The organism is Spirochaeta isovalerica (genome assembly GCF_014207565.1).
Lineage (GTDB): Bacteria > Spirochaetota > Spirochaetia > DSM-2461 > DSM-2461 > Spirochaeta_F > Spirochaeta_F isovalerica.
Genome location: NZ_JACHGJ010000006.1, coordinates 20,509 through 46,044 on the forward strand (window position 1 = coordinate 20,509; position 25,536 = coordinate 46,044).

The 25,536-nt window shown below is 47.9% G+C and carries 25 protein-coding genes; 18 read left to right on the plus strand and 7 right to left on the minus strand.

The annotated features are described in order from the left end of the window. Nucleotides 1-5 precede the first annotated feature (5 nt). From ilvN to HNR50_RS14695, 3 genes are all read right to left on the minus strand, one after another. The gene (gene ilvN, locus HNR50_RS14685; protein WP_184747539.1) at nt 6-503 is read right to left on the minus strand and encodes an acetolactate synthase small subunit; all 498 of its coding nucleotides are present in this window, start codon (nt 501-503) and stop codon (nt 6-8) included. Continuing rightward, nucleotides 503-2,218: a biosynthetic-type acetolactate synthase large subunit gene (gene ilvB, locus HNR50_RS14690; RefSeq protein ID WP_184747540.1), complete on the minus strand. Its 1,716-nt coding sequence runs from the start codon at nt 2,216-2,218 to the stop codon at nt 503-505. Before ilvB ends, ilvN begins: the two co-directional genes overlap by 1 nt. A 272-nt stretch (nt 2,219-2,490) precedes the next feature. Continuing rightward, a complete protein-coding gene (locus HNR50_RS14695) occupies nt 2,491-3,597 on the minus strand; it encodes a glycoside hydrolase family 3 protein (protein WP_184747541.1) in 1,107 nt (368 codons plus the stop codon). A 247-nt stretch (nt 3,598-3,844) separates the two neighbouring features. Here HNR50_RS14695 and HNR50_RS14700 point away from each other — a divergent pair, with 247 nt between their 5' ends. Further along, a complete protein-coding gene (locus HNR50_RS14700; protein WP_184747542.1) occupies nt 3,845-4,888 on the plus strand; it encodes a 3-deoxy-7-phosphoheptulonate synthase in 1,044 nt (347 codons plus the stop codon). Nucleotides 4,889-4,978: 90 nt separating this feature from the next. Next, nucleotides 4,979-6,439: a peptidoglycan DD-metalloendopeptidase family protein gene (locus HNR50_RS22760; RefSeq protein WP_184747543.1), complete on the plus strand. Its 1,461-nt coding sequence runs from the start codon at nt 4,979-4,981 to the stop codon at nt 6,437-6,439. Here the strand turns inward: HNR50_RS22760 and HNR50_RS14710 are convergent. From HNR50_RS14710 to HNR50_RS14720, 3 genes are read right to left on the minus strand one after another with little or no spacing between them, the layout of a single operon-like run. Beyond that, nucleotides 6,429-6,920 (minus strand): YkgJ family cysteine cluster protein, encoded by a 492-nt coding sequence (locus tag HNR50_RS14710; protein ID WP_221439895.1) that lies wholly within the window; start codon nt 6,918-6,920, stop codon nt 6,429-6,431. The two genes, HNR50_RS22760 and HNR50_RS14710, sit on opposite strands and share 11 nt — an antisense overlap. Beyond that, on the minus strand, nt 6,917-7,249 hold the full coding sequence (gene hisI / locus HNR50_RS14715) for a phosphoribosyl-AMP cyclohydrolase (RefSeq protein ID WP_184747544.1): 333 nt from the start codon (nt 7,247-7,249) through the stop codon (nt 6,917-6,919). Before hisI ends, HNR50_RS14710 begins: the two co-directional genes overlap by 4 nt. Continuing rightward, complete coding sequence (locus HNR50_RS14720; RefSeq protein WP_184747545.1) at nt 7,246-8,706, minus strand: UTP--glucose-1-phosphate uridylyltransferase; 1,461 nt, start codon at nt 8,704-8,706, stop codon at nt 7,246-7,248. Before HNR50_RS14720 ends, hisI begins: the two co-directional genes overlap by 4 nt. 197 nt (nt 8,707-8,903) lie before the next feature. On the opposite strand from HNR50_RS14720, the gene HNR50_RS14725 reads away from it, so the two are divergent. The 6 genes from HNR50_RS14725 (at nt 8,904) to HNR50_RS14750 (ending at nt 14,416) form a co-directional block, all read left to right on the plus strand. Then, entirely contained in the window at nt 8,904-10,025 is a 1,122-nt protein-coding gene (locus tag HNR50_RS14725; protein ID WP_184747546.1) for an ROK family transcriptional regulator, read from the plus strand. A gap of 19 nt (nt 10,026-10,044) precedes the next feature. Continuing rightward, nucleotides 10,045-11,247: a diphosphate--fructose-6-phosphate 1-phosphotransferase gene (locus HNR50_RS14730; RefSeq protein ID WP_184747547.1), complete on the plus strand. Its 1,203-nt coding sequence runs from the start codon at nt 10,045-10,047 to the stop codon at nt 11,245-11,247. Nucleotides 11,248-11,257: 10 nt separating this feature from the next. After that, nucleotides 11,258-12,034, plus strand: coding sequence for a PIG-L deacetylase family protein (locus HNR50_RS14735; protein ID WP_184747548.1), 777 nt, complete (start codon nt 11,258-11,260; stop codon nt 12,032-12,034). Further along, on the plus strand, nt 12,021-13,037 hold the full coding sequence (locus HNR50_RS14740; RefSeq protein ID WP_184747549.1) for an SIS domain-containing protein: 1,017 nt from the start codon (nt 12,021-12,023) through the stop codon (nt 13,035-13,037). Before HNR50_RS14735 ends, HNR50_RS14740 begins: the two co-directional genes overlap by 14 nt. 179 nt (nt 13,038-13,216) lie before the next feature. Continuing rightward, nucleotides 13,217-13,474 (plus strand): flavodoxin family protein, encoded by a 258-nt coding sequence (locus HNR50_RS14745; protein WP_184747550.1) that lies wholly within the window; start codon nt 13,217-13,219, stop codon nt 13,472-13,474. A gap of 54 nt (nt 13,475-13,528) precedes the next feature. Then, nucleotides 13,529-14,416 (plus strand): MBL fold metallo-hydrolase, encoded by an 888-nt coding sequence (locus HNR50_RS14750; protein WP_184747551.1) that lies wholly within the window; start codon nt 13,529-13,531, stop codon nt 14,414-14,416. Between the two features lie 7 nt (nt 14,417-14,423). On the opposite strand, the gene HNR50_RS14755 is transcribed toward HNR50_RS14750, so the two are convergent. After that, the gene (locus HNR50_RS14755) at nt 14,424-14,888 is read right to left on the minus strand and encodes a hypothetical protein (RefSeq protein ID WP_184747552.1); all 465 of its coding nucleotides are present in this window, start codon (nt 14,886-14,888) and stop codon (nt 14,424-14,426) included. A gap of 134 nt (nt 14,889-15,022) precedes the next feature. On the opposite strand from HNR50_RS14755, the gene rpsF reads away from it, so the two are divergent. The 10 genes from rpsF (at nt 15,023) to HNR50_RS14805 (ending at nt 25,500) form a co-directional block, all read left to right on the plus strand. After that, the gene (gene rpsF, locus HNR50_RS14760; RefSeq protein WP_184747553.1) at nt 15,023-15,304 is read left to right on the plus strand and encodes a 30S ribosomal protein S6; all 282 of its coding nucleotides are present in this window, start codon (nt 15,023-15,025) and stop codon (nt 15,302-15,304) included. 22 nt (nt 15,305-15,326) lie between these two features. Beyond that, entirely contained in the window at nt 15,327-15,803 is a 477-nt protein-coding gene (gene ssb, locus HNR50_RS14765; protein WP_184747554.1) for a single-stranded DNA-binding protein, read from the plus strand. Between the two features lie 30 nt (nt 15,804-15,833). Further along, a complete protein-coding gene (gene rpsR / locus HNR50_RS14770; RefSeq protein WP_184747555.1) occupies nt 15,834-16,121 on the plus strand; it encodes a 30S ribosomal protein S18 in 288 nt (95 codons plus the stop codon). Nucleotides 16,122-16,127: 6 nt separating this feature from the next. Further along, entirely contained in the window at nt 16,128-17,105 is a 978-nt protein-coding gene (locus tag HNR50_RS14775) for a DUF2232 domain-containing protein (protein WP_184747556.1), read from the plus strand. Then, nucleotides 17,102-17,686: a 50S ribosomal protein L9 gene (rplI, locus tag HNR50_RS14780; RefSeq protein ID WP_184747557.1), complete on the plus strand. Its 585-nt coding sequence runs from the start codon at nt 17,102-17,104 to the stop codon at nt 17,684-17,686. The genes HNR50_RS14775 and rplI overlap by 4 nt, the downstream gene beginning before the upstream one ends. Nucleotides 17,687-17,705: 19 nt before the next feature. Beyond that, on the plus strand, nt 17,706-19,055 hold the full coding sequence (gene dnaB / locus HNR50_RS14785) for a replicative DNA helicase (RefSeq protein ID WP_184747558.1): 1,350 nt from the start codon (nt 17,706-17,708) through the stop codon (nt 19,053-19,055). A gap of 25 nt (nt 19,056-19,080) precedes the next feature. Then, nucleotides 19,081-19,374, plus strand: coding sequence for a late competence development ComFB family protein (locus tag HNR50_RS14790; protein ID WP_184747559.1), 294 nt, complete (start codon nt 19,081-19,083; stop codon nt 19,372-19,374). A gap of 151 nt (nt 19,375-19,525) precedes the next feature. Next, complete coding sequence (locus HNR50_RS14795; protein WP_184747560.1) at nt 19,526-20,896, plus strand: TolC family protein; 1,371 nt, start codon at nt 19,526-19,528, stop codon at nt 20,894-20,896. Next, a complete protein-coding gene (locus HNR50_RS14800; protein WP_184747561.1) occupies nt 20,889-24,155 on the plus strand; it encodes an efflux RND transporter permease subunit in 3,267 nt (1,088 codons plus the stop codon). Before HNR50_RS14795 ends, HNR50_RS14800 begins: the two co-directional genes overlap by 8 nt. Further along, nucleotides 24,148-25,500 (plus strand): efflux RND transporter periplasmic adaptor subunit, encoded by a 1,353-nt coding sequence (locus tag HNR50_RS14805; protein WP_184747562.1) that lies wholly within the window; start codon nt 24,148-24,150, stop codon nt 25,498-25,500. The genes HNR50_RS14800 and HNR50_RS14805 overlap by 8 nt, the downstream gene beginning before the upstream one ends. The last annotated feature ends 36 nt before the right edge of the window (nt 25,501-25,536 follow it).

Consider the following 25,536-nt stretch of genomic DNA (forward strand, 5'->3'; position numbering starts at 1 on the left):
TGAACTTATGCTGTTTCTTCATCTCCCCGGGCCATGAGAATTTTACCGGTTCTGACGATCTCCAGAACATTATAAGATTCGAACATCTTTCTCACCGCATCGATTTTGGATGATTTTCCCGTTACCTGGAAGGTCATGGTGGAATCGCTTATGTCCACATTCCGGCACTTGAAAGCATCGGCGATCTGCAGAATGGCTGTGCGGTTGTTGTCGTTGCATTCAACTTTGATAAGGGCCAGCTCTTTCTGAATGACATCGGTGTCCGAATAGTCTTTGGCGTGCACAACATCTATCAGCTTATTCAGCTGGTTGAGCATGAGCTGAAGGGTTTTGGTGTCTCCCGTCGCCACAATATTCATACGCGAATACAGCGGATCCTTAGATTCGGAAACGACCAGACTGTCGATGTTGAAACCCCTTCTGGCAAAAACCAGAGCTATTCTGATCAATGCTCCCGGTCTGTTACAGACAAGAAGACTTATGGTGTGTTGTGAATTTTTCATCAGGTGCTACCCTCCGGTTTATCCAGTTTGTATTTAGGCGGTTCCAGGAGCATATTATCAAGTGTGGCGCCGGCGGGAACCATGGGGAATACATCGTCCTGCTGAGCCACCTCCGCATCGATGATACAGGGGCCGTCGTTGTACTCCATCGCCGCCGTGAGAACTTTCTTCACATCGGCGCTTCGTTTCAGTCTGAATCCCTTGCATCCGTAAGCGGAGGCCAGTCTGACAAAATCGGGATTTCCGACCAGGTCCACTCCTGAAAGGCGGTTCTCGTAGAACATGCTCTGCCATTGGCGAACCATGCCCAGGTAGTTGTTGTTAATAAGGAGGATCTTGATCGGCAGCTTGAGGTTAAAAGCAGTCGCAAGTTCACAGAGTGTCATCTGGAAGCCCCCGTCTCCGACTACGGCAACAACAGTCCTGCTCCTGTCGGCAAGAGCCGCTCCGATCGCCGAGGGAAATCCGAATCCCATCGTTCCTGCGCCGCCGGAGGAGATCCAGTGATTCGGTTTTTCCGTAAGGCAGAACTGGGCCGCCCACATCTGGTGCTGACCAACATCGGTGGTGATTATGGCGTCAGGGCCGGCAAGCTGCGCCATTTCCTCGATTACATGCTGAGCTTTCAGCTTGCCTTCCTTCTTGTATTTAAGAGGGTAGTCCCGTTTCCACCGCGCAACCTGCTTGAGCCATTTTTCCGTATCGGCCGGTTTGAGCAGGCTGTACATTTTATCGAGAACTTTTCTGGCGTCTCCGATAATGGCGCAGTCGACCTGGATGCTTTTATTTATTTCGGCGGGATCGATGTCTATATGGATTTTCAGCGCGTCAGGACAGAATTTATCGGGGTTGCCCGCTATTCTGTCATCCCATCGCGCTCCGACTGAAATGATCAGGTCGGCGTTTATCAGAGCTTTATTGGCGTAGGCTGATCCGTGCATACCCGGCATACCCAGGTGAAGTTCGTGGGTTTCGGGAAAAATACCTTTTCCCAGGAGCGTGTTGACTACGGGAATCTGCATTTTTTTGACGATTTCCGCTATTTCTTTGGAGGCTCCGGAGATTATGGCTCCGTGACCGAGCAGAAAAACCGGTTTTGTGGAGCGGGAGATCATAGCCGCCGCCTGGGCGATGTCTTCGGGGTTCGGTTCCGGATCATTGTTATATCCGGGAATTGAGAAAGATGAATCGACATTTTCATCAATTATGGAACTGGAAACATCTTTCGGCAGGTCGATAATGACCGGACCGGGCCGTCCCGTACTGGCTATGTGAAAAGCTTCCTTGGTAATCCGAGGCAGATCCTGGGGATTCTTTACCAGATAGGAATGCTTGACCAGAGGAAAGGTTATTCCCGAAATATCTGCTTCCTGAAATGTGTCCAGACCCAGATTGCCCGTAGTCTGCTGTCCGCAGATGACGACAATGGGCACGGAGTCCATATGGGCCGTAAGAAGACCTGTTATTGTATTGGTAGCTCCGGGGCCTGAAGTGACCAGCACGACGCCCGGTTTGCCGGAAGCTCTTGCGTATCCGTCGGCCATGTGGGCGGCACCCTGCTCATGACGGGTCAGGACCAGTTCTATGGGAGACTGTACAAGAGCATCGAACATGGGAATGGCAGCTCCGCCTGGAAGCCCGAAGATATAATCTACACCCTGCTGGTGAATTATATCAATCATGACGTCGGCTGCTGTCCGTTCAGTATTACTCATGATTCCCTCCGAAAAATGTTTGATATTCTCCTACTATAGAGATGGCAAAAGGGAAAGTCAAACTAAATTGTCCGAAAATGATGCAAAAAAAAGAATAAAAAGTGAAACTTGCAAAAAAAATGGTTAAAAATGGGGGAGAGTGAGTGTGTGGTTTGAAGAAACATAAGAAAAATATATTCAAAAATGTTCTTCACAATAGAAATGTTTTGAAAAATCCCAAAAAAAAGGTTAATGCTCAATCCGCATTAACCCCTGTGACCTGTGGTTTGAAATCAGTTTATTATCGAGTCAATAATCCGCGCATGCTCCGTTGAACCGATTATATCCATTATCTGATCCGATCCGATTGATTTCTGATCGAGAATGCCTCTTTTCACTTTGACTCTGAGAATACGTCTGACCGATTCATTGATTCTCTCTTCCGTCAGCACTCCGTCTTCCAGGGCTTTGCGAATGCCCTGGACGGCATCGCTTAAACTTGCGGGCATAAGGATAATATCCGCACCGGCTTTAATGGCATTGACGGCCGCCTCGTCGGCGGACCAGTAGTTTTTTACAGCGCCCATATCCATGGCGTCAGTTATTATAATACCCTTAAAGCCCATCTCATTTCTTAGAATTCCCTGGAGAATCAGAGGAGACATGGTAGCCGGCAAATCATTTCCCGTAACAAGGGGCATTTTTATATGGGCCGTCATAACCGCATCGGCTCCCGCTTCGATACCCATCCGGAAGGGGACGAACTCCACTTTCTCCAGCCTCTGAAGATCGTGTAGTATGGTCACATCGCCCTTATGGGAATCGGAACTCGTGTCGCCATGACCCGGAAAATGTTTGAGAACGGATATGATATTTTCATCCGCCATGGTCCGGACGACTTCAGCAACCATTCTGCCGGCTTGTAAGGGGTCGCTTGAATAGGTTCTGTCCCCGATTACGGGGTTCCGGGCGTTGGTATTGACATCAGCCACGGGGGCCATATTCATATTGAAGCCGAATGCCTTGAGCTCCCGGGAGATGACCTGTGAAGACAACCTGGCATATTCCCGGTTGCCTGTCCGTCCGATAACCGCTGCCTGTGGAATTTTTGTCACCGACATGCGGTCAGTATTCCCGAGGCGGGCGACTTTGCCGCCTTCTTCGTCTACGGCAATGAAAAGGGGAATAGAGCTCAGTTCCTGAGTTCCTCTGATCAGATCTCTGGTTTGGACGGGATCGGCAAAGTTTATAGTAAAGAGGATAATACCGCCCGGTTTGTATTGTTCGATTATATTCTTCATATAATCGTCAGCAAATAACATCCTGTTTCCCGAATAGCTGTTTCTGACGGAAATCAGGAAAAGCTGTCCTATTTTTTCCTCAATCGTTAGAGATTCCATTATGGAATCGATACGCCTCTCGGTTTTTTCCTTTTCAGTAATAGGTTTTTCTCTTGGTTTTTGCTCTAAAACAGGCTTTGTTTCTATGGGAAGATTCGAATTTGTGTCAGTTTTAATGTCGGGGTTGGTTGCACAACCTGCAAATAAGATTAAAATAAGAAGAAATCGGGGTATTATGCCGTTTCTCAATGAGTTCAATTCAGAACGCTCCAATGTTTCGGTGGTATGCTTTGTGTAAGGAATCATAATGGATAAACTCAATAATGTTAATATATCGGAAGTTCAAAAACTCATCTCCCCCAGACAGCTGAAGGATCTGCATCCCGCATCGGAAGATATGGCGGAACACATTCACAGGAGTCGCAGGGAAATCTCCCGTATCCTTTCGGGTGAAGATGACCGCCTGCTGGCGATCGTCGGGCCCTGTTCCATCCACGATACCTCCGCCGCCATGGAATATGCGGAGAAGCTGAATGTGCTTAAAAAGAAATACGCTGATAAAATTTATATTATGATGCGGGTCTATTTCGAAAAACCGCGTACGACCATTGGTTGGAGAGGTCTTATCGTCGACCCCCATCTCGACGGTACCTACCAGATCGGTGAAGGTCTGAAGGAGGCGAGAAGTCTGCTTCTCAAGATAAACTCGATCGGACTGGCCGCAGCTTCGGAAATGCTCGATCCCATTGTCGCCCAGTATCTCGCCGATCTTATCTCCTGGGCGGCGATCGGAGCCCGCACGACCGAGTCTCAGACCCACCGCGAGATGACAAGCGGTCTATCCATGCCCGTCGGGTTCAAAAACGGTACCGACGGATCGATTCAGACAGCCGTTGACGGTATGAAATCGAGCCGTTATCCCCACAGCTTTATCGGAATTGACCAGTCGGGAGATACCTGCATATTCACGACAAAAGGAAACAGCGACAGCCACCTGATTCTCAGAGGGGGCAGACGAGGCCCCAATTACTATGAGGAATCGGTCGAGGAAGCGGAGCGCATCATGAAAGCCGCCGAGCTGAAACCGGCTATTGTCGTCGACTGCAGCCACTCCAATTCCGGAAAGAAACATATTCGTCAGGAACGCGTTCTGAGAGATATCGTCGAACAGAGATTGAGAGGTAAAAAATCGATTCGCGGTTTTATGCTGGAAAGCAATCTCTTTGAAGGCAACCAGAAAATCTCTGAAAATCTCTGCGATTTGAAATACGGCGTCTCCATTACCGATGAGTGTATCGGGTGGAAAGAAACAGAACAGCTTCTCGCTTCTGTCGTTGAAAAGTTGGATTAATCTTTCCCGAATCGCTGTTCAGGCTATGGAAAGTTTTCAGTCTCTTTATTATAACTTATGGTGATTCATAAATTTATAGGGAGTGAGACTGTGGCTGAAGACCATCTGGTTGATGAGGTCATCGATGAGATTTCGAAAATACTGGACGGAAAGGTATCCTCTTCCGGAAAATCAGAATCTTCTCTTATGCTGGACGGCCGGAGTTGTTCCTACCTCTATGCCCTGACCCGCGTTGATCTCAATACGATAATCCTGCACGAAAATATTATAGCCGGTGATAACAGCAGTCACACCTCATTTAACTGGGTTTTTTCCAAAAGCGGACAGTGGACTGTCTCAAACAGCGAAAAAAACGGTTACGCCCTCGATCGCGGTTCTGTGGAAAAGGAACTCGCCGATGCTCTTGGAAGACTGAAAAATCTTGAAAACAAGAAACGGAATGTTCTCGAAATTCCCCTTGGAAGAGTCGAAAAGATTCCCGAAGCGTCCCTGTTCGCCGCGAGAAAACTCAATAATACGGTTCTTCTCATCGCCGCTGCCGTGCTGGTCTGCGGATTTTTTACAGCGCTCATTTTCAACAGTTTCGGATACAGCCGCATATCCCGCATTGTCGACGGCCTCGATTATTCAATCGACACCTCCACAAGCCGTAACAGAGAAGCCCTTACGGAGCTCTCGGGAGTCATTCAGGATGTCCAGGGAGAATTAAGCGCGTTGCAGGCTTCTGTCGCCCAGGAGAAGGAAGCTTTTTATTTCAGTCGGCAGAATACGGCTTCCAATATCCGCCGGATGGCCGATGAACTGCCTAATAAATATTATTCCAGGAAACGGGCCTACGAGTTTATTGCCGTTCAGGTTGAATCCGCTTCCACTTACGGTGATCTTATCTATCAGGTATCCCGGCTTCCCCAGAATGAAGATCAGGCGGAAACGCTGCTGGCGACCGACGCCAATAATGTGAAAACCCTCGTATCCTTCAGGCTGGTGTTTGATAATCTCGTTTATCCCGTAAGACTGGACGGCAGTCAGAATGATGGTTCCAGCTTCATGATTTCAAGCGGATTCATGGAGAAGAGGATAACGCCCATCGGAACCGGCGGAGCCCGTCCCCATTATGCCGTCGATATTATCAATATCAACAATATCATCGATATTACGCCCGACAACGCCATCGTCCGGGCACCTGATAAACCGGGCAGCATCGTCAGCGTGGCTGACGGAATTATCAGAGATATCAGTTACGATTCCGTTTACGGCTGGAATGCCGAGGTCGAACATGTCATGACTGATGAGATTCTCGATCAGTATCCCCGCGCTGTAAAATGGTCCACTTTCTACGCCCATATGGATGAGCCTACGGGATGGAAAGAAGGTGATGAAATAGAGCAGAACGAGAAAATCGGCGATATCGGAGAAGCGGGACGATCGACGGGACCGCACCTTCATTTCGAAATCCGGATCTACAGCCGCTACGGCAGCGAAAGCGGTCCTCTCGGAACATACGATCAGATCAATCCCCTTATTGAAAAAGGCGATATGCTTAAGGAATAGTCTTTTTCAAATCTTCGATTACCAGATAGACGATGGGGCAGATGCTGTAGTTTTTCAGTGTCGGCCCGAGATATTTTGCGATTTTCTGACGGTCTGTATGCGGGTATTCCCTGCAGGCCGTCGGTCTGTCTTCATAAACAATGCAGTAATTATTGCCGGCTATAAAAGGGCAGGGCATTTCCCGGAAAATCATATCCCCCTCTTCATCGACCTGAAGGTACGTGTCGGTAAACTCTCCGGGTTTCATGGAAAGGGATTTGGATAACCTCTTAATATCTCGTTCTTTTATAAGCGGGCCGGTTCCCCGGCAGCAATTCGCGCAATCCAGACAGTCGATCTCACTGCTGTAGCGGATGTGTCTTTCCAGAAAGAGATTATCCAGTTCGGCGGTTTTGATTTTTTTCAGTTTCTTAAAGAATTTTGACGTTTCCTGAGTTTTGGCTGAAGCTCTGTCCAGCATCTGCTTATAGGAATCTCTCACGGCTTTAAGGGGACCGCCACATTGAAAAAACAGCTTCGCCGCCCTGTATGGCAAGCCACTCCGCCAATCTGGTTGACTTTGAGCAGAATCGCGTCGCAATCGCAGTCGAGACGGATCTCTTTTATCTCCTGAAGGTTACCTGATGTGGCGCCTTTCTTCCATAATTCTTTACGGCTCCTGGAATAGTATACCGCGTAACCGCTCTTCAGGGTTTCCTCCCAGGATTCTCTGTTCATATAGGCCTGCATGAGGATCTCTCCTGTTTCGAAATCCTGCGCTATGGCAGGCAGCAGGCCGTCTGCCGGTTTGGAAAAATCTGGTTCTATCATGACTGCAACTCCAGCTTTTCCGCTGGTATGGGGTACCAGCGGTTATCTATTAATTCAAGACCGTAGACTGTAGAGAGCTTTTTTTCAAGACCGCTGTTGAGTTTCAGCGACAGCTCCTTCAGTTCCTCGGGATATTTATCGGTTTTAATGCCGCTTGTCATCAGATTTTCCATTATCAGCTTAGCCGCCAGAAAGCGGTCGTATTTATCAACGGCGAAAATAAGGATATCATCGAGAAGGCCGATGACTTCCCAGGTCACCTGTTCCGCCTGGGAATACAGACCGGCATCTTTGTCCTGATCGCTGAAGCGCATGGGAAGCGATTCGATAATCCAGTCAATATTCTCCATAAGATAATCGAGGTTGAAAAGTCCCGTTGCACAGTTGAACAGAATGGAGTCTCCTTTTTTTTCAGCCTCTACAACAACGTCCTTATCAATAGCCACACCCAGATCGGCACAGTTCAGGTGGCCGTTTTGATCTTTGACGAGTATGCCGCCTTTTACATCAACCGGTGTTTTGAATGAGAAATCGAACCCCGCCTGCTTTCCCGATAGAGCCAGGACGGCCAGACTGACCGGATCGGGAGTGTAGCCAGAGTTGTCCACGTTTCCGATGGATATAAAGCGGATGCCTTTTGCCCGGAGCCTTGAAAATGTTTCTTTCAGCGTGACAAAGCACTGACCGTGACCGCCGGGAAGGGGGAGAAGATCTCCATTCTCTTTTTCAAAAAGGCTCTTCTTTTTGCCGGACCGGCTGTGGGTGAACGCAGCCAGAAGGGGTTGGACTCCTGTTTCGACGCGGCAGATATTGTTGTTTCTCAGTTCAATCAGGTCGAGCAGGAATGGGCTTTTCTCATATCCTTTATATGTTTCTGAAACAGAGTCGTTATTGAAATGGCTTGTCATCTGAAAAAGAGAGGGAACACCGGCCAGAAGAAGAGAGCGCATTTTCAGTTCAATAAAAGAAGGGCCTGCTGTTCCGTCTCTGTTGATGAATGCCGGGGTAATCCCTTTTGCCTTTCCCGTTGAGATTTCCGCTAAAGTGCGAAACTCAGCTTCGGTCAGTTCGAACAGGGCCCGGTTAAAGGCTCTGTTTTTTTTGGAATCGGCATAGGAAGTCGCCGAACCGCCATTAAGTATTCCGAAGGAATAACAAGACATGAGCCTGCGGCCGATCTGTTCCAGTTCGGCTTTGTTCAATTTGGTCGTGTCCCGATTTTCTCTGATAAAATCGCCGGGGGGTATGCCGTATTTCTCAAGGTTGGCAATCATTGTCGCGGTTTTGTCCTCGTAAGAAGGGGAACCGGTCATATCGATTATCGTTTTATTATCAACAGGAGGAAAAGACTGAGCCAGGACAGGTTTAACATGATCGAAATCTCCCCGGTTGTATCTCTCCAGAATATGCAGCGTCAGATCTTTATCAATAAGGGAATTATTCAGTTTTTCTGTCATAGATCACTCCTTGTTGTGCCCATATGATAACATTAATATTTGAAATTATTGTTTACTTTTTCTCTTGTCAAAAAAGGGGAGAGGGGTTATATTGTCATTGTTGATTTAATAAACAAACATGATGCCGGCTGATTATACCAGTTGAAATGTTAGCAAATCAGCATTGGAAGAGACCTGATTTCATTTGAGGAGCAAGAATGCCCGATAGCAAGCAGTTTCAGAGAATCGTCAACCGCTCTCATGTTTTACAGAAGCTTAGAATCAGCAATGGAATAAGCCGGATCGAGATTTCAAGACAGCTGGGACTGGACAGGTCCACTATAACAAACCTTGTCAATCCTCTTCTGGAGATGTCAATCGTCAAAGTCCTGTCGGAGGGAAACGCTCCTTCCAAGGGCGGTCGCCGGCCTGTTCTTCTGGGAATAAACGAAAATTACGGGTCAATACTGGGGATTGATCTTCAAATCAGCTCCTTTAGTGCGGTTCTGACCAATCTCAACGGAGAGATCCTCAAAGAATGGTCCGGTGATATGAAATTCGCGGGAATGGTTGAAACCATACTCGGTGTATACGAGCAATTGAAAAGTGAAATTGAGCAGGTTCCCGTTCCCCTGATCGGTATAGGTGTCGGAATTCCCGCTATCGTCGATACAGAGAAGGGCTTGATTCATAAGGCGACATCCCTTCATCTCGGCGGTTTTGATTTCAATAGGGAGGCTGAAGGAAAATTCCCGGTTCCCGTCATTATTGATAATGATGCGAACTGCTGCGCCTGGGGACAGCTTGAACGGAACAAAGAGAGAAAACTGGATAATTTTCTCAATATCATCTGGAAGCTCCACCGTCTCGAAGGAGAAGAAGCTCCCGAAGAGATTGAAATCGGTATGGGAATCGTTCTGGGGGGAGAAGTGTATTACGGATCCGGATCAGCTGCCGGTGAGCTGCCCGAGAATCTCTTGTCCCGCCATGCCGCCGATATCTACAGGCAGACCGGATCCGGATGGGAAATAGACAGCCGTGCCCTGACCGTATACCTGGACAGCCTTTTCGGCTTTCTTATCCCGATTTTTCATGTATTTGATCCCGGGGAAATCTTTTTCGGCGGCCACTTTACCAGGTTCCGGGAAGAAGTGGAGAAGCGGATGGCGGAAAGCCCATTCAAAGTGACCTTTCCCCGGACCAATGAGCTTGATACGGCTTACGGAGCCGCTTCCATGTTTGTGGAAAAACTCTTTCAGACCCCCATGCTGAAGGGAGAGAAAGAGGGGGCGGAAATAAAAGAATATGATCTGTTCAGCAAGTTGAAACAGAGTAGATAAGATAAACAGGAGATTGAGTATGATAAAAGGTAATGCTGTCGTCGGGCAGTCGGGAGGACCCACTTCCGTTATCAATTCTTCGCTGGCCGGGGTTATGTCGGCAGTGAAAAATACGGCGAACATAGAAACGCTTTACGGTATGCACTTCGGTATCGAAGGATTTATGAAGGAAGACTTATGGGATCTTTCCGCTCAGAGTGATTCCGTAATCGATGGTTTGAGGCAAACGCCTTCATCAGCTCTGGGCTCTTCCCGCCATAAAGTTCAGGAGAGTGATTTCCCCCGGATTCTCGAAGTCTTTAAAAAATTCAATATCCGCTATTTCTTTCTCATCGGCGGAAACGACACCATGGATACCATCCACAGGGTCGAAGAATATTGCAGCCGGGAAGGCTACGAGCTGTACGGAGTCGGAATACCCAAAACGGTTGATAACGACCTTTACGGAACAGATCACACACCCGGTTTTGCTTCGGCGGCCAGATATAACGCTCTCTCGGTCCAGCAGGCCGGCGCTCTGGCCAGGGATATGAAAAAAGTTGATCAGTTTGTCGTTTACCAGACTATCGGGCGCGATGCGGGATGGCTGGCAGCGGCCACTGTTCTGGCAAAAAAACAGGAAGATGATGCACCGCATTTGATTTACTGTCCTGAAAGAGTTTTCGATGCGGATAAATTTATCGAAGACGCCGGAAAGTGTATCGATAAGTACGGATGGGTTTCCGTTGTCGTGAGCGAAGGTTTGAAATACGCTGATGGAACGCCGGTAAGTGCATCACAGGATGCCGACAAATTCGGCAATACGGAATTCGGCGCCATGGGTGGAGCAAGCGTCGGATTGAATGTTCATAAGTTGCTTTCTAATAAACTCGGGTTGAGAGGGGAGTTCCAGATTACCGAATCCCTGATTATGAGTGCCATCGACAGAGCCATTCCTGAAGATCTGCAGAGAGCTTTCGACTGCGGTGTCAAGGCTGTCGAGCTTGCCGCAGCTGGAACATCGGCGGTTATGGTTACCATCGAAAGAGAGGAGAAGGAAGGAAAAGTTTCTTTTCAATATGGTACCGCTCCTCTGTCAAGTGTTGCCGTCAGGGCCAAGTCCATGCCTGAAGATTATATTAATGAAGAGGGGAACTTCGTTACGGACAAATTTCTCGATTACATCAAACCTCTGATTCCCGAACTGCCGGCCTTTACGCGGCTGGAAGATAAGTTTGCCTGAAGGAGTTGATATGAGCAGATTTAATAAAACTGTTCTGGTCGTGCAGGCCCATCCCGATGACACGGACGCCTGGTGTTCCGGAACTCTCAAGCTGCTGAAAGATAAGGGCTACCGCATAGCTATAGCCACTATGACGGCCGGCGGGTTGGGCGGACTCGATACCGGCGAAGAGGAAACGATGGCTTTGCGAAAAAACGAAGCCGCCCGATCAGCAGAAGTTCTCGGCGCCGAATATTACTGCCTGGATCAACGGGACGGTTATGTCTACGACAACCTGGAGGCCCGCATAAAAACACTGGAGCTGATCAGGAAGGTGAAACCGGGAATCGTCATGAGTCATGTTCCCAATGATTATCACTCTGATCACAGAGCCACAGCTGCCATAGTTGATGTGGCGACCATGCAGGCGACACTGCCTAATGCTCCCTGCAAGGAAGCCCCGCTGGATGTGACCCCCCTGTTCTATCACACGGCGCCTATGACCCTGAAAGGGGCTCTGGGCGAGCCGATGCCGGCTCCTCAGTTTTTCATTGATATCAGCACGGCTGTGGAGACTAAGGAAAAAATGCTGGCCTGCCATCAGTCGCAGATCAGCCTTATGAAGAAAATGTTCAATATGGATAATTTTTTTGAGGAAGCCCTCGACTACAACCGCCAGATCGGAAAGCTCTGTGGTTTTGAATATGCCGAATGCTTCTGGCAGCATCTGGGCGGAGGATTTGAAACCTATCCCCTGATCCAGAACGAATTAAAAGACTATTTAGAGGTTAGCGATGAATTTAAATGAAAAAAAATACAGTCAGTACGCCCTTTGCCGGGAAATGCTGGAAACCGCCGATGTGGTCAGAAACTTTGATCTTTCGAGAATTTCTCCTTTTGCTGAAAAAGTAAAAGGAGCCTCCCGTCTTTTCCTGACGGGAGAGGGGTCCAGCCGTATTTTCCCCGCCAAAAGAGCCATCTATGAAAACCTCCGGAGCGGGAACAATCTCTCTCTCCATACGGACGGATCAACTCAGGCTCTCGAGTACAATCTCAATGAGGTTCCCGTATTCGGGATGTCCAACTCCGGCAGAACAAAGGAGCTGGTCAGGCTTTTCAAGAAACTGAAATCAGAAGATCACAATGGTGGAATTTACGGAATTACAGCTTTTGACAAAACACCTGTTACGGAAATCACCGATCGTTCCTTCGTTCTCGACTGCGGAAGCGAAGATGCCGTCGCGGCGACTAAAAGCGTAGCCGAACAGGCGCTTTTCTATCATGCTCTTCTCGCTGAAATGAATGGAGAAAAATTGACAGGACTCAAAGAAGCCGGCGACGCCGTTGAGAAGGCTTTGACGCTGGAAATCGATCCTGCCATCATAGCAAAAATCGCATCGGCCGGAATGATCTATTTCGCAGGACGGAACAACGGGGTAGCCGAAGAGCTGACGCTTAAAACCAACGAAATCACACGGAAAAAATCCGATTACCTCGAAGGGACCTACGCGGCTCACGGAATCGAGGAAGTCATGAACAAAGAAGACATTCTGATCGTCGTCGACCCCTTTGAAGATGAAGAAGAGAAATTCCGCCAGTGCCTTGCCGACGGCGTAGGGATGAATATCATCGCCATCTCCTCCAGACAGACTTCATTTGATACGGTTATCATTCCCGACGGAGGCGCGTTCCGGAATTACGTGGAGCTTGCTGCGGGGTGGAGTCTTCTCGTCGAGACGGGGATTGCTCTCGGGGTGGATCTGGATAAACCGGTCAGGGCCCGCAAAGTCGGTAACGAGGTCGCAGGCTGATGATATGCCGATGAAAGGCATTTATATTTGAAATAAAGACAGCCGCTCCTGTTTTTTTCCTGTTTTATTAAAGAATCTCATCCTTATGTTTGTATTTCCGGCCGGGCGGGGCCGGATTTTTTTTTGCCCACCGATTTTCTTCCTTTTTCTTTTGTGACGGACGATATACTCTTTTGTGTATGAAAGAAGTTCTGATCGTATATTTTTCAGGGACAGGATGCACGCGGCTTGTTGCTGAGACATTTCATCGATTGCTCGGAAAGAGAGGGATTCAAAGTTCTCTGCGCGAGCTAAGACATGATTCCGGCGACACGTTTTCCGAATATGAACGGCTTGTTATCTGTTTTCCGGTCCATGCCTGTAATGCTCCGGAACCGGAACTGATGAAAAAAGACCGCAGGATGGCTCTGGGCCGGAGTCAGGAGCTATATTCTTGACAGGTCGGATATTGCGGACTGAAATTTTGTCACAGAGGCAGGAGGAGATTTGAGATGGCAGGAAGCGAACTGAGGCAACTGGGGCCGTCAACCTGGGTTTTAGAGGGGCCGACCAATATCGGGTTTATTACACAAAGTGACGGAATTTATCTGGTCGATAGCGGAAATGATAAAGAGTCGGGAAGAAAGATCAATCAGATTCTCAAAGAGAGAAACTGGACGCTTCAGGCAGTTATCAATACCCATTCCAACGCGGACCATATCGGCGGTAACGACTATCTTCAGAGAAACCTCGGCTGCCGTATTTTTTCTTCCCCTCTGGAAAGTGCTTTTACCGAACACCCGCGGTTGGAAGCTGCCTTCCTATGGGGCGGGATGGAGGTGAAGGATCTCCGGAATAAGTTCTTTCTCGCTAAACCCTCCCGTGTCACCGACATTGTCACCGATGGACTAGTCATAGGGGACAACATCGGCTCTTTCCCGATTCCGGGACACTACTTTGATATGATAGGTCTCGAATCTCCCGATAATTGCCTCTTCGTCGCCGATTCGCTTTTCGGAGAGGATATTCTGGAAAAATATAAAATCCCTTTTATTTTCGATGTGAAGGCATACAGGAATTCAATTGAGTTGATAGCAGGAAGACCGGGAGCGTACTTTATTCCATCCCATGGAAATATCGTCGATAACGCCCGGGGCCTGATAGACAGTAACCTCGCAGTTCTGGATAAGTTAGAAGCGGATCTGATGGCTATTCTAGGTGAAAAGAAGAGTTTTGATTACATCCTCAGCGATATCTGCCGGATTAACGGTATCAAATTGAATCACGGTCAGTTCGCACTCGTGGGCAGTACAATCCGGTCTTTCCTCTCATTTCTCTATAATGAAGGGAAAATCAGAACTCAATTCGAAGATAATATTCTCTACTGGCAGGGGATTTGATAGCCCTTCAGTCCTCCGAATCGGGATCGAGGTAGGGTGTCAGCAGAAAGCTCATTTCGTTTTCGGAGATCTGTTCAGCCGTATTGCTGACTTTTTCCTCGGTACTGAGCTGGTTTTGAAGCGTATTCAGATCTCTGGTATGGTTGGCTACCAGTCGCCGGAGTTTCGGGAAGGCCTGCTTCAGGTCGTTTGAGAAGGGGTTGCCGTTCCGGGTCAGGTTTTCCAGGTAGGATATAAAGTATTTTTTCACTTCCAGGACCGAAAGAAGGTGATCCCGCCGGCGGATCAGATGGGGATTCTCCTCGAGCGATCCGTATAGTTTGCTGATCGTGCTTTCAATGAAGTTGATATCTTCCAGTGTTTTTTCAGCGAATATGAAGGAATCAATATTGAGTTTCAGAGCATCGCTTAATATCCTGATATAGGTTTTCAGGTAAAAAATGTCGTTTTCATAGTGTATTTTCTGTTTCATAAGTCCTCTCTTCTTTCATCGGCCTGGAGTTCACGCACCTTGACATCATATGGCTCATATGGTATTTTTTTTCAGCCTCTTTATTCGCCCGGTAGGGGTGAATCACTATAGTCCGTAAGGAGGATTATTAATAAATGAGAACTTATGAATTTGTGAGTATCTTCAACACAAAGGAAGATAACTACGCAGTAGGCCTCAAGGCCGTAAAAGAACTGCTCCAGAAACACGGTGTTGAGATCTCTTCTGAAGAGGATATGAGCGACAGACAGCTCGCCTATCCCGTAAAGAAAGAAGAGAGAGGACACTACCACCTGTTTGTAATCAAAGCAGCGCCTGAAAGTCTCGTAAAGATCGATGAAGATCTCAAGCTGACTCCCAGTGTGCTCAAATATCTCTTCGTAAAACAAGAAAAATAATGCAGCAGACAGGAGGTGAGTGATGGCTGGTGATATTAATCGTGTAATACTTGTAGGGCGTCTCACCAGAGATGCCGAATTGAGTTATACAACTTCGGGTTTTGCTCTGACAAAGTTCAGCGTTGCCATAAACCGCAGAAGAAAGCAGGGAGATCAATGGGTTGATGAGGCCAACTTTTTTGACTGCGTGCTCTGGGGGAAAAGAGGCGAATCGCTGAATCAGTATCTGCAGCGCGGCCAGCAGGTTGCCGTTGAAGGAGAGCTCCGTCAGGAAAGATGGGAACAGGATGGCATGAAGAGGAGCAAAGTCTCCATCGAAGTGACAAACATCCAGCTTCTGGGCGGAAAATCTGAAGGTTCTTCCGGTTCCTACAATAACAATAACAATGGCGGAAGAAATTATCAGTCTCAACCATCTCAACCTAATCAGTCTCAGAATTCCCAGCCCTTTGACACATACAGCGGCGGCGGAAGTTTTGAGGACGACATCCCGTTTTAAGTCGGGAGATTTCTAACAAGGAGTTAATCAATGGCTGACGATATGAAAGATATGGGCCAGGATGGCAGAAAAGATGCCGGCCCGAGAGGCGGAAAAGGCAGAGGCAGAATGTTCTTCAGAAAGAAAGTATGTAAATTCTGCATCAAGAAAGTAGAAGTGGATTACAAAAATCCCGACAGTCTCAGAAGATTCATCACTGAAAGAGGAAAAATCCTCCCCAGAAGAATCACTGGTACCTGTGCAAAGCACCAGAGAATGCTGGCAAGAGAAATCAAAAGATCCAGAACTCTGGCACTTCTGCCTTTCGTTACAAAATAAAAAGCTATGGATAGAAGAGGATGGACAGAGGTATCGCTCGCGGCGGTGCTCTCTCTGATAATGAGTATGACAGGGCTTTTACTGCTCTTCTTTATGCTCCCTCTTCAGGTCATGGCAGTCAGGCGCGGCGAGAAAGGTTTTCTCATTTCCGCGTCGGGGGTCCTCTTCGGGAATCTGATTCTCAAACTGGCCCTCACCCCGGAAGCGGTAACCGCAGGGAGTCTGATAATAGCTGATTTTGCTGTTTTCCTTCTCCTGATCGGCGGTCTTTACGCAGTGAATTTCAAAATGGGATCCTTTTCAAAAGTGTGGGGATTTCTGATTGTCACTGCCACAGCCGGTCTGCTTTCACTTCCGGTTCTGCTCTATCTGGGTTCCGATCCCGCTTTTCTCGCGGTGATGACGGCACAGATCGAGAGCGCACTAGCAATGCTTCAGCAGGCATTCCAGGGAGATGCTGTTGTCGGATCAATTACCGCTGAAGGTATGTTCCGGATTTTCAAGGATTCTTTCCTGAGCAGTTATCTCGCTGTTTATTGCTTTTTTGTGGCGTTGACCTGGCGGCTCGGACTGCGCATCGGCTTGAAGTCGATAGGGCGCGAAAACGAGCAGCCGAAATTACAGGAGTTAAATGTACCGGATAGGCTTGTCTGGTTCCTTTTCATCCCCCTGACACTGGTTCTGCTGCGGATGCTGCTGAACGGAAAGGGTTTTGATATGGATCTGGGTATAGCCGGGTTTGCTGTCAGCAACAGCCTGTACATTGCGGGGGCTCTATACGGATTGCAGGGATTCGGTCTGCTGCAGTTCCTTATGGCCAGGAAACAAGTGAATCCGGGGGTCCGGAGGATGACGGGATGGTTATTACCCCTGTCTCTTCTGATTTTTCCCCTGAATCTGGCAGTCATTTTTCTGCTGCCTGGTCTGGGAGTTTCCGAACTCTGGATAAACTACAGACATAATGATAAGGAGTTGGTCCAATGAAAGTAATATTGAAACAGGATTTATCCAACCTCGGCGAAGAGGGTGACGTAAAAGTCGTTGCTGACGGATACGGAAGAAACTACCTCATTCCCAAAGGGATCGCCGTTCCCTACAATAAGGCTAACGTGGAAATCTTCAACCAGAAGAAAAACGCCATTGAAGCCAGAAAAGAAGCCAAGAGAAAAGATGCTCTGTCCTTTAAAGACAAACTGGCGGGCGAAGAACTGAAATTCGCTATGCCTGTTGGTGAAAAAGGTAAACTCTTCGGAGCCATTACCAGCGCCAACATCGTTGAAGAACTGGCTAAGCTCGGTATTTCAGTTGAAAAGAAAAAAATCGACGTTCCCGATCATTCCATCAAGGTTGTCGGAACATACACTGTTAAAATCAAACTTTACGGTGGTGAAGTCGCTGAACTGAAAGTTGTAGTCGAAGCATCGGAAGTTAAAGCTGAAAAGAAAGAAACACCTGCTGCAAAGCCTGCTGTAGAAACTGAAGCTGAAGCAGAAGCCGAAACAGAAGAAGAAGCCGAAACAGAAGAAGAAGCTGCTGACGAAACAGATGTTGAAGACGAAGAATAATTTCGTTCTTAAGGATTAGATGAATATCTCTTCTTTGAAAGACAAAGTACCGCCCCATAATGACGAAGCCGAAAGAGCCGCATTAGGGGCGGTTTTAATTAATTTTAAACCCGAAGTTCTCGACACGGTACAGCGCCATGTCCGGTCGGAGGACTTTTATAAGACAGCCCATCAAATTATTTTCGCCGCCATTTCAGAACTTTTCAACAAAGGCGAAGCTGTCGACATTCTGACTCTGACAAATGAATTGAGTCACCGCGGCGATCTTGAAAAAGCGGGAGGTCCCGGTTACGTCACCGGTCTGACTTCCGCTGTTCCCACCAGCGCCAATGTGGAGTATTACGCCAAAATTGTCAAAGAGATGAGTATCAGGCGTACGCTCATCGATATTTCCGGAAAAATTACCGTCAACGCCCATAGTGAAACCCGCGAATGCGGAGAGATTGTGGAAGAGGCGGAGAAGTATATTTTTGAAATCAATGACCGGCAGCAGAGTTCCGGGTCTTTTAAAGACGCCCGCGAAGTCATTCAGCAGACCATTACGGCCATTGAAAAGCGGTATCAGACCAAGGACAATTATACCGGTATTCCCGGGGGATTTTCCGCGCTGGACGATATGACTTCCGGATTCCAGAATCAGGAAATGATTATCATCGGAGCCCGTCCTTCGGTGGGTAAAACGGCTTTTGCTCTTTCGCTCGCTTCCAACATCTCCATAGCCCAGGGAATCCCCTGCGGATTTTTCACGCTGGAAATGTCGGCCATGTCTCTCATGCAGAGAATCATCGCCGCGGAAGCCAGAATCAATTCCCAGAGGCTCAGGTCCGGTTTGTTGAGACCGTCGGACTTCAATGCCCTGACCGACGCTGCAGGGCGAATTTATGAAGCGCCTCTATATATTGATGATACGCCGAATATCAGGCTGCTTGAACTCCGGTCTTCAGCCCGGAGAATGAAATCCAAACACGATGTGAAAGTGCTGATCGTCGACTATATCGGTTTGATTTCAACAGAAGACAAGAGCATTCCCCGTCATGAGCAGATGGCGGAGGTCAGCCGTTCTCTTAAATCTCTGGCCAGAGAGCTGGATATACCCATCATTGCCCTGTCACAGGTCGGGCGTCAGTCCGAAGGAAAAGAACCGGGACTGGCCGACCTGAGAGAATCGGGAGCCATCGAGCAGGATGCCGATATGGTTATGTTTCTTCACAGGGACAGAGGCATTTCCGACGAGGGCGAAGGACCTCCGGAAATGATAGAAACCCAGTTGATTGTGGCAAAGCAGAGAAATGGTCCGGTCGGTACGGTCAAACTGGCCTTCATTCCGCATTTTACGAAGTTCGAGACTTTGACATATCAGAACCCTTAAGTTATTCTCATATAAAGAGGTTATTATGGCAATCAGAGATAAATATGATCTGGAAGATCTTAAAAATGAAACAGAGGAGTTTGTTTTTCAGGAATTGGAAAAGCAGCTCGACGCTATCAGTGACGATGATATCTGTAAATGCCAGGACTGCGTTCTTGATATGATCTGTCTCTCCCTGAACCAGCTTCCGACCCATTACCGGGTTTCCTTAATGGGAACGCTTTATGCTAAGGTGGAGTCCCATGAACTGGAAGATCAGATCAGCAAAGTCGTTGCGGATGTCATTATGAAGGTCAGTCAGAACCCCGGACATGCATGATCTTTTGACTTCTGGTTCGGAAGCCGTTTAACAGTTATCTGAAATCACTAAACATTCAAAATAATCTATATATTTAAAAATATATTTATATTCTCGGTTAGCCTGTACTAATATTATATTTGGAAAAGGAAAATTTCCAAAGGATAGTATAATGAAAAGTAAGCTGATCGGATTATTTCTCTTCCTGTTATTTTTCAGCGGACAGATTTTCAGTACCGATTTCAAGTCCATGGTTCTGCTGATTGACAGTTCCTATGACGTTAGGTCTGCTGCACTGGATGTGGAGCAGAGCAGGGGTCAAATTGCCGCCCTCTCTCATCCCGGTGATGTGTTATTCTCTCTCGATCCTTCTGTTAAAGTTCTGACAGTTGATGATGATGACGTTCAGTTCGGCGAAGAGGTTTCTCTGACCGGCTCGGCATCCATTAAGATTCCTGTCGGACTATCAGCTCTTGAGAAAGAAAAACTCGCTTTTACCCAATTTGATTTAAAACGAAAAGAAGAGGCTCTGGAAGCGGCGAGAAAAGCGACGTTCATCTCCCTTTATTCCATGTACCAGGATATCTGGCTTTTACAGAAAGAAGAGGAAATCCTGAAAAGGGAACTGGAAGCGGAAGAGCTATCCTATAAAGCCGCTTCGGAACGTTACGCTCTTGGGAGCATAACGATAAAAGCTCTTCAGGATGCCGGAGACAGTTACGACGAAAAGAATGAAGAAATGCTTCAGAACAGTCTGGAGCAGCGCATTTCATGGTTTAAACTGAAAACCGTTATCGAACTGGAAGAAGAGCCGGTTTCCCTGAGCCGCATTGTTCTGGATATTGGTGAGCTGCCCAAGCCGCCGGATCTGTATGACTGGCTCAATACAAACCATCCTCTTTTAAAAGCGGAACGGGAAAAAATCAGTCAGCTCGAGCAGACTGTCGACAGGCTCGGAAAAGCAGATCTTGATCTCAGCGTCAGAGCGTTTTTCAATTCTGTCAATAATACGGTAACCGCCAGCGTTTCCTATGATTTTATGAACCCGCTCATAACACCCTCTGTCGGATTTCCCATTTACACTTTCGGTGATATTCCTTCATCATCGGGCGGCTCAGCCACATGGAATGTGGGTATGTCTGTCAGCCTTGGACTCGGAACGGGAAAAACCGATAAACTGACTATTGAAGATCTGGAGCTTGAGATTCAAAGAAGCCGGTATCGCCTCGACTATTTAAGTGAAAACGTTAATCTGGTGTTGCGCTCGGCTTATCAGCAACATGTTAAAAACATATCGTCCATGGATGAAGCCCTGCGGAATCTCGATCTATCGGAAAATAACCGGAAAATCGTATCGGCCAGAAAAGAGCTGAACCAGACCTCAGAGCTGGATCTGCTTATGTCGGAAAATGCAATGCAACGAAGTCTCTGGAAGATCGAGGCTGCCAGAATAGCCATGGAAAAATCCTGGCTGAATCTACTGGATAGCGCGTTAAAACTGGACATTGAGTCCCTGAATGTCAGGGAGGCCGAAAATGACTGAAAGGAAAAATTTTCTGGGGCAGATTTCCCGGCTCAGCATAGACCGGTACAGAATCGTCTATCTCTTTATGGCGGTTATGATCGTTCTCGGTTTATATTTCTATTTAATACTGCCCCGCGAGTCCAAACCGGAAGTGGTCTTTCCCAAAATAAAGGTCAATGTCAATTATGCCGGCGCATCTCCCGAGGATGTGGAATCTTTGATAACGAACAAGCTGGAGGCGGCTCTGTCCCAGGTGGAAGATGTCGAATTCCTCACATCCTCTTCCATGGCCGGTCGCTCGGAAATTCAACTCGATTTTTTTCCCGAAGCCGATATCGAAGAGAAGATTAACGAGGTGAACCAGGCTGTTCTATCAGTCAATGATCTTCCCGAAGAGGCGGATCCCCCTTCGGTCAAAGTCTCGACGACGGCGAACCGCGCCTTCATGGTCATCAGCCTCAGCGGAGATATGAGCCCGGCCGATTTGAAGGACGCTGCAGATTCCATTTCGGAAAAGCTGATTTCAGTTAAGGGGATAAACGACATAAAAGTGTCGGGTCTGCAGTCTTCGGAAATCAGTATCGTCGTCGATCCGGCCAGACTGGCCGAATTTAATCTTACTGTCGATACCCTTGTTCAGACCCTCAGGCTTCGTCACAAAGACACTCCGGCAGGCGATGCCGTACTGGACGGAACCCACTATTTTGTCAGGGTTCTCGCCTCCTATTCCCGTATTGATGAAATAAGCCGTACCCTCATACCTCTGTCCGGTGGCGGCACGGTATTTCTCAAAGATGTCGCACAGGTCAATCAGACCTATGTTCCCAGAACGGACTATTCCAGAAGAGCTGTAAAACTGGGTACGGAAGAGGCTTCGATGATGTCGGCTGTCACGCTTTCCCTGTACAGAGATGGCGGAACCGATATAATCGGACCGAGCGACTCGGTAAAAGCTTTTCTCAATGACCGCGAAGCCAATGGTCTCCCCGATGAGCTGGATGTCCTCATAATTCAGGATGACGCTCTATCGGTAAAGGAGGATCTTGCAGAAGTTCTGGGAAACGCCGGTTCCGGATTGATTATCGTGGTTCTGGTTTTATTTCTCTTCCTGGGATTGAAAGAGGCCATCATAACCTCTCTGATTATACCGTTTTCCCTGTTCCTTTCCTTTATCGCATTAAACCAGTCAGGTATGACATTTAATACCATGACCCTTCTGGCTATGATAATCGCCCTGGGTCTTCTGGTCGATAATGCCATAGTCGTTGTAGAGAGCATTGCCGAATTCCGTCTGAAGGGGCTGAGCCGGAAGCAGGCCGCCATAGCCGGAACTTCGGAGGTGGCCCCTTCCATTTTAGCGGCGACTCTGACAACTATGGCGGCATTTTTCCCTCTGGCTTATATGGAAGGCCGAATCGGACTCATAATCAGTGTCATTCCGCTCACCATCGTGTTTATCATCGGGGCATCCCTTATTGTGGCTCTGACTGTTACACCTATGCTCGGCTCCAGGCTGCTGTCGAAAAAAACAGGTAAAAAAGAGCCCCGACCCTTTTCTCTTGTACGGGAGGTTATTGAAGCGGTCATCGTCATTATCTTGTTTATGTTCAGCTTTTTTGTAGATGGAAGGCCGGGAGTCCTGTCTTTTGTCATGGCCTCGGTTATGACTCTTATTTTTGTCATCCGCATTTACTCCCGATCAAAAAAGCTGGATGTTTTCGCCAGAGCTGCTGAGACATACAGAAAAATCCTCATTCGGCTGTTAAGCCGGAAAAGAAACAGGGTTCTGCTGCCCCTGATTATGTTTCTCCTTCTGGGAGCGGTTCTCTCCACTATTCCTCTGGGACTCCTCCGAATTGAGCTCTTTCCCGTTATGGATGAATCCTCCCTCTACGTTACCCTATCTACGCCGCAGTACAGCACTCTCGATGATACTGATGCGGTAACCCGTCAGATAGAATCGAAACTGCTCAGCCTCGATGGTGTGGATGCCATATATTCCGAGGTCGGAGTGGATTCTATGAGAGAGGCTGAAATCGTTTTAAATCTGAAAGGACCCGGAGAGAGGACATGGACGACGAAAGAGATGATTCCCCAATTGCTGAAGGATATAGCTTCGATTCCGGGAGTCAAAGCGACAATCGGAACGTCAGCCGGTGGTAAAACGGCTAACAGCCCGGTGCAGATTAAACTTATCGGCCGGGATATGGACTCTCTCGATGAAGCATCCGTTAAGGTTTCCAATGCCCTTAAAGAGGTGGAAGGCATTGCCAACGCCTATTCGGATCTGGAACCTGGATTTCCCGAAGTGCAGATTCTCCTGAAACCTCTTGCAGCGGCTGATCTGGGAATCGATGCCACAACATTGGGCAATGCTGTTAAAACAGCCGTATCCGGTCAGGTTTCGGGAACCCTGATTACCTCGGAAACTGATCTGCCGATAAAATTTTCAACCAGAGAAGACAAAATCGATTCGATGGAAGATCTTGATAAAATTCTCCTGACTCTAAAAGACGGCACAAGGCTTCCTCTGACTCACATCGCTTCAATCGTAGAAACAAACGGGCTGGGAACGATCAGACACAGCGGAGGGGACCGGACTGTGACGGTTTTTGCTCAAATGCTCCCCGATGCCAATATCCGGGAAATTGTCGATCAGTTCGATGTAAAAATCTCTTCTGTTGATCTGGGAGCCGGAATCCATTATGAATGGGCAGGCGATGCGGCGGATCTCGATGCGTCGTTCAGCGAGATGACCGTTAATCTCGTTCTGGCTCTACTCGTCGTTTTTCTGATCCTTGCCGTGCAATTTAACTCTTTGAGTCAGCCCCTTGTTATTCTACTTTCCGTTCCCATGGCCGTTATCGGAGTCTTTGCCGGTCTCCTGGCAACGGGAAATAATTTCGGTCTCTATGCTTTTATGGGCGTGATCGCTCTGGTCGGCATTGCCGTCAATGACGCCATAGTCCTGGTTGATACGATCAACCGCAACAGAGGTGACGGGATGCCTCTGACCGAAGCCATCAACGATGCGGGAAAAAGCCGTTTCGGACCGGTTCTGGCTACAACGATTACAACTATCGGGGGAATACTTCCCCTGGCTTTCAGAGATGAAAATTATGCTCAGCTGAGTCTCTCTCTGATATTCGGTTTAATGACATCGACAGTGTTGACTCTTATCGTTCTCCCAATTTTCTACTATCACGCGGAAACGATTAAAACAAGCTTTAAGAAGAGATTTCCTGTATTTGTCGATGAGGAGGAAAATAATGAGTAAATATATCACGGCCTTTATTTCAGGTTTAGCTATAATGCTGATATTCAGCTGCTCCGCTCCGGTCGCTGAACAAAATAGCGGGAGTGTGCCGGCCGCACCGGAGGTCGTTGTCGATTTAACGGTTCCTCCTCCGGGATCCAACGCCACACAGGATAAATGGGATACCTTCGATGAGGCTAAAAGACAGGACTCCTGGAATAAATACATTGAAGGGCTTTCTGCTTCCGAATCGGAAACAGATGAACCGGCGGTTGAGGAGGAGGTTGTCAGAACACCGGGAAGCGGTGGAGGCGGCGGTGGCGGTGCCATGTCAGTTATTCCTGTTATAACGGGTGAATTAACCAAATCCACATTGGAAGTTTATTATTACGGGTTGGGAGAATTGAGCGCCGGGCGGGAAATCCGCGTTAAACCACAGGTTACCGGAACAGTTGCCTCTCTATATGTTTCCATTGGAGATATAGTTGAAACAGGCGATCTGCTCTTTTCTCTCGATAACAATGATCTTGTAAAAAATATAGAGCGGACCAGTGAAAAATGGGACAAGGACCTGGAACTGGCGGAAATTAAGCTCAATGATGCCCAGGATAATTTCGAAACGGCCAGCAGCCTTTTCTCGAAAGAGCTTATCTCCCAGGCGGAAGTGGATAATGCCCGGAAATCCTGGGAGGAGGCCAGACTGACCTATGAAAAGCTCCAGCTTTCCAAAACTTCCGAATTGGAAAATCTCCAGGAAAATCTGAGAACCACTCTGGCCATAAGTCCCGGAAGAGGGGTCGTATCCTCTCTTTCCTTCGGAGCCGGTGATCAGGTAAACAATACGGATTTTGTTGAAATAATCGATATTGAAACCATAATGGTGACTGTTCCGGTTCCGGAAAACATTATCACCAGGATAAAAACGGGACAGAAAGTCTATGCCAAGAAAGCCTCCTCTCCGGAATACGCTCTTGAAGGAGTCGTTTCTTCTTCGGCTCTGAAAGCGGACAGCAACCGGACATACGAAGTGACCGCGCTCTTTGAAAATTTAAATCAGAAATTACTTCCCGGGATGCTCATTGAAGCTCAGATCCAGCTGGTCAGGCTGAACAGTGATTTTGTCATTCCCAAAGAAAGTCTTATTTCAGAGGGCTCAGGATACTTCATTTATCGAGTGAAAGAAGATAATACTGCTGAAAAAGTTCCGGTTCAGACCGGTTCATCCCGGGGCGGGCTCATTCAGATTAAAGGAGCCGTTTCCGAAGGGGATCAGCTGGTGCTCCAGGGGCAGAGTTATCTACAGAGCGGCATGGCTGTTAATGTCGTGGAAACAAAAGAGTACCTTCCCGAGCGGACGGAGTTCTGAAGACAGAACAGGGCCAGTATTGAACTGACCCTGTTT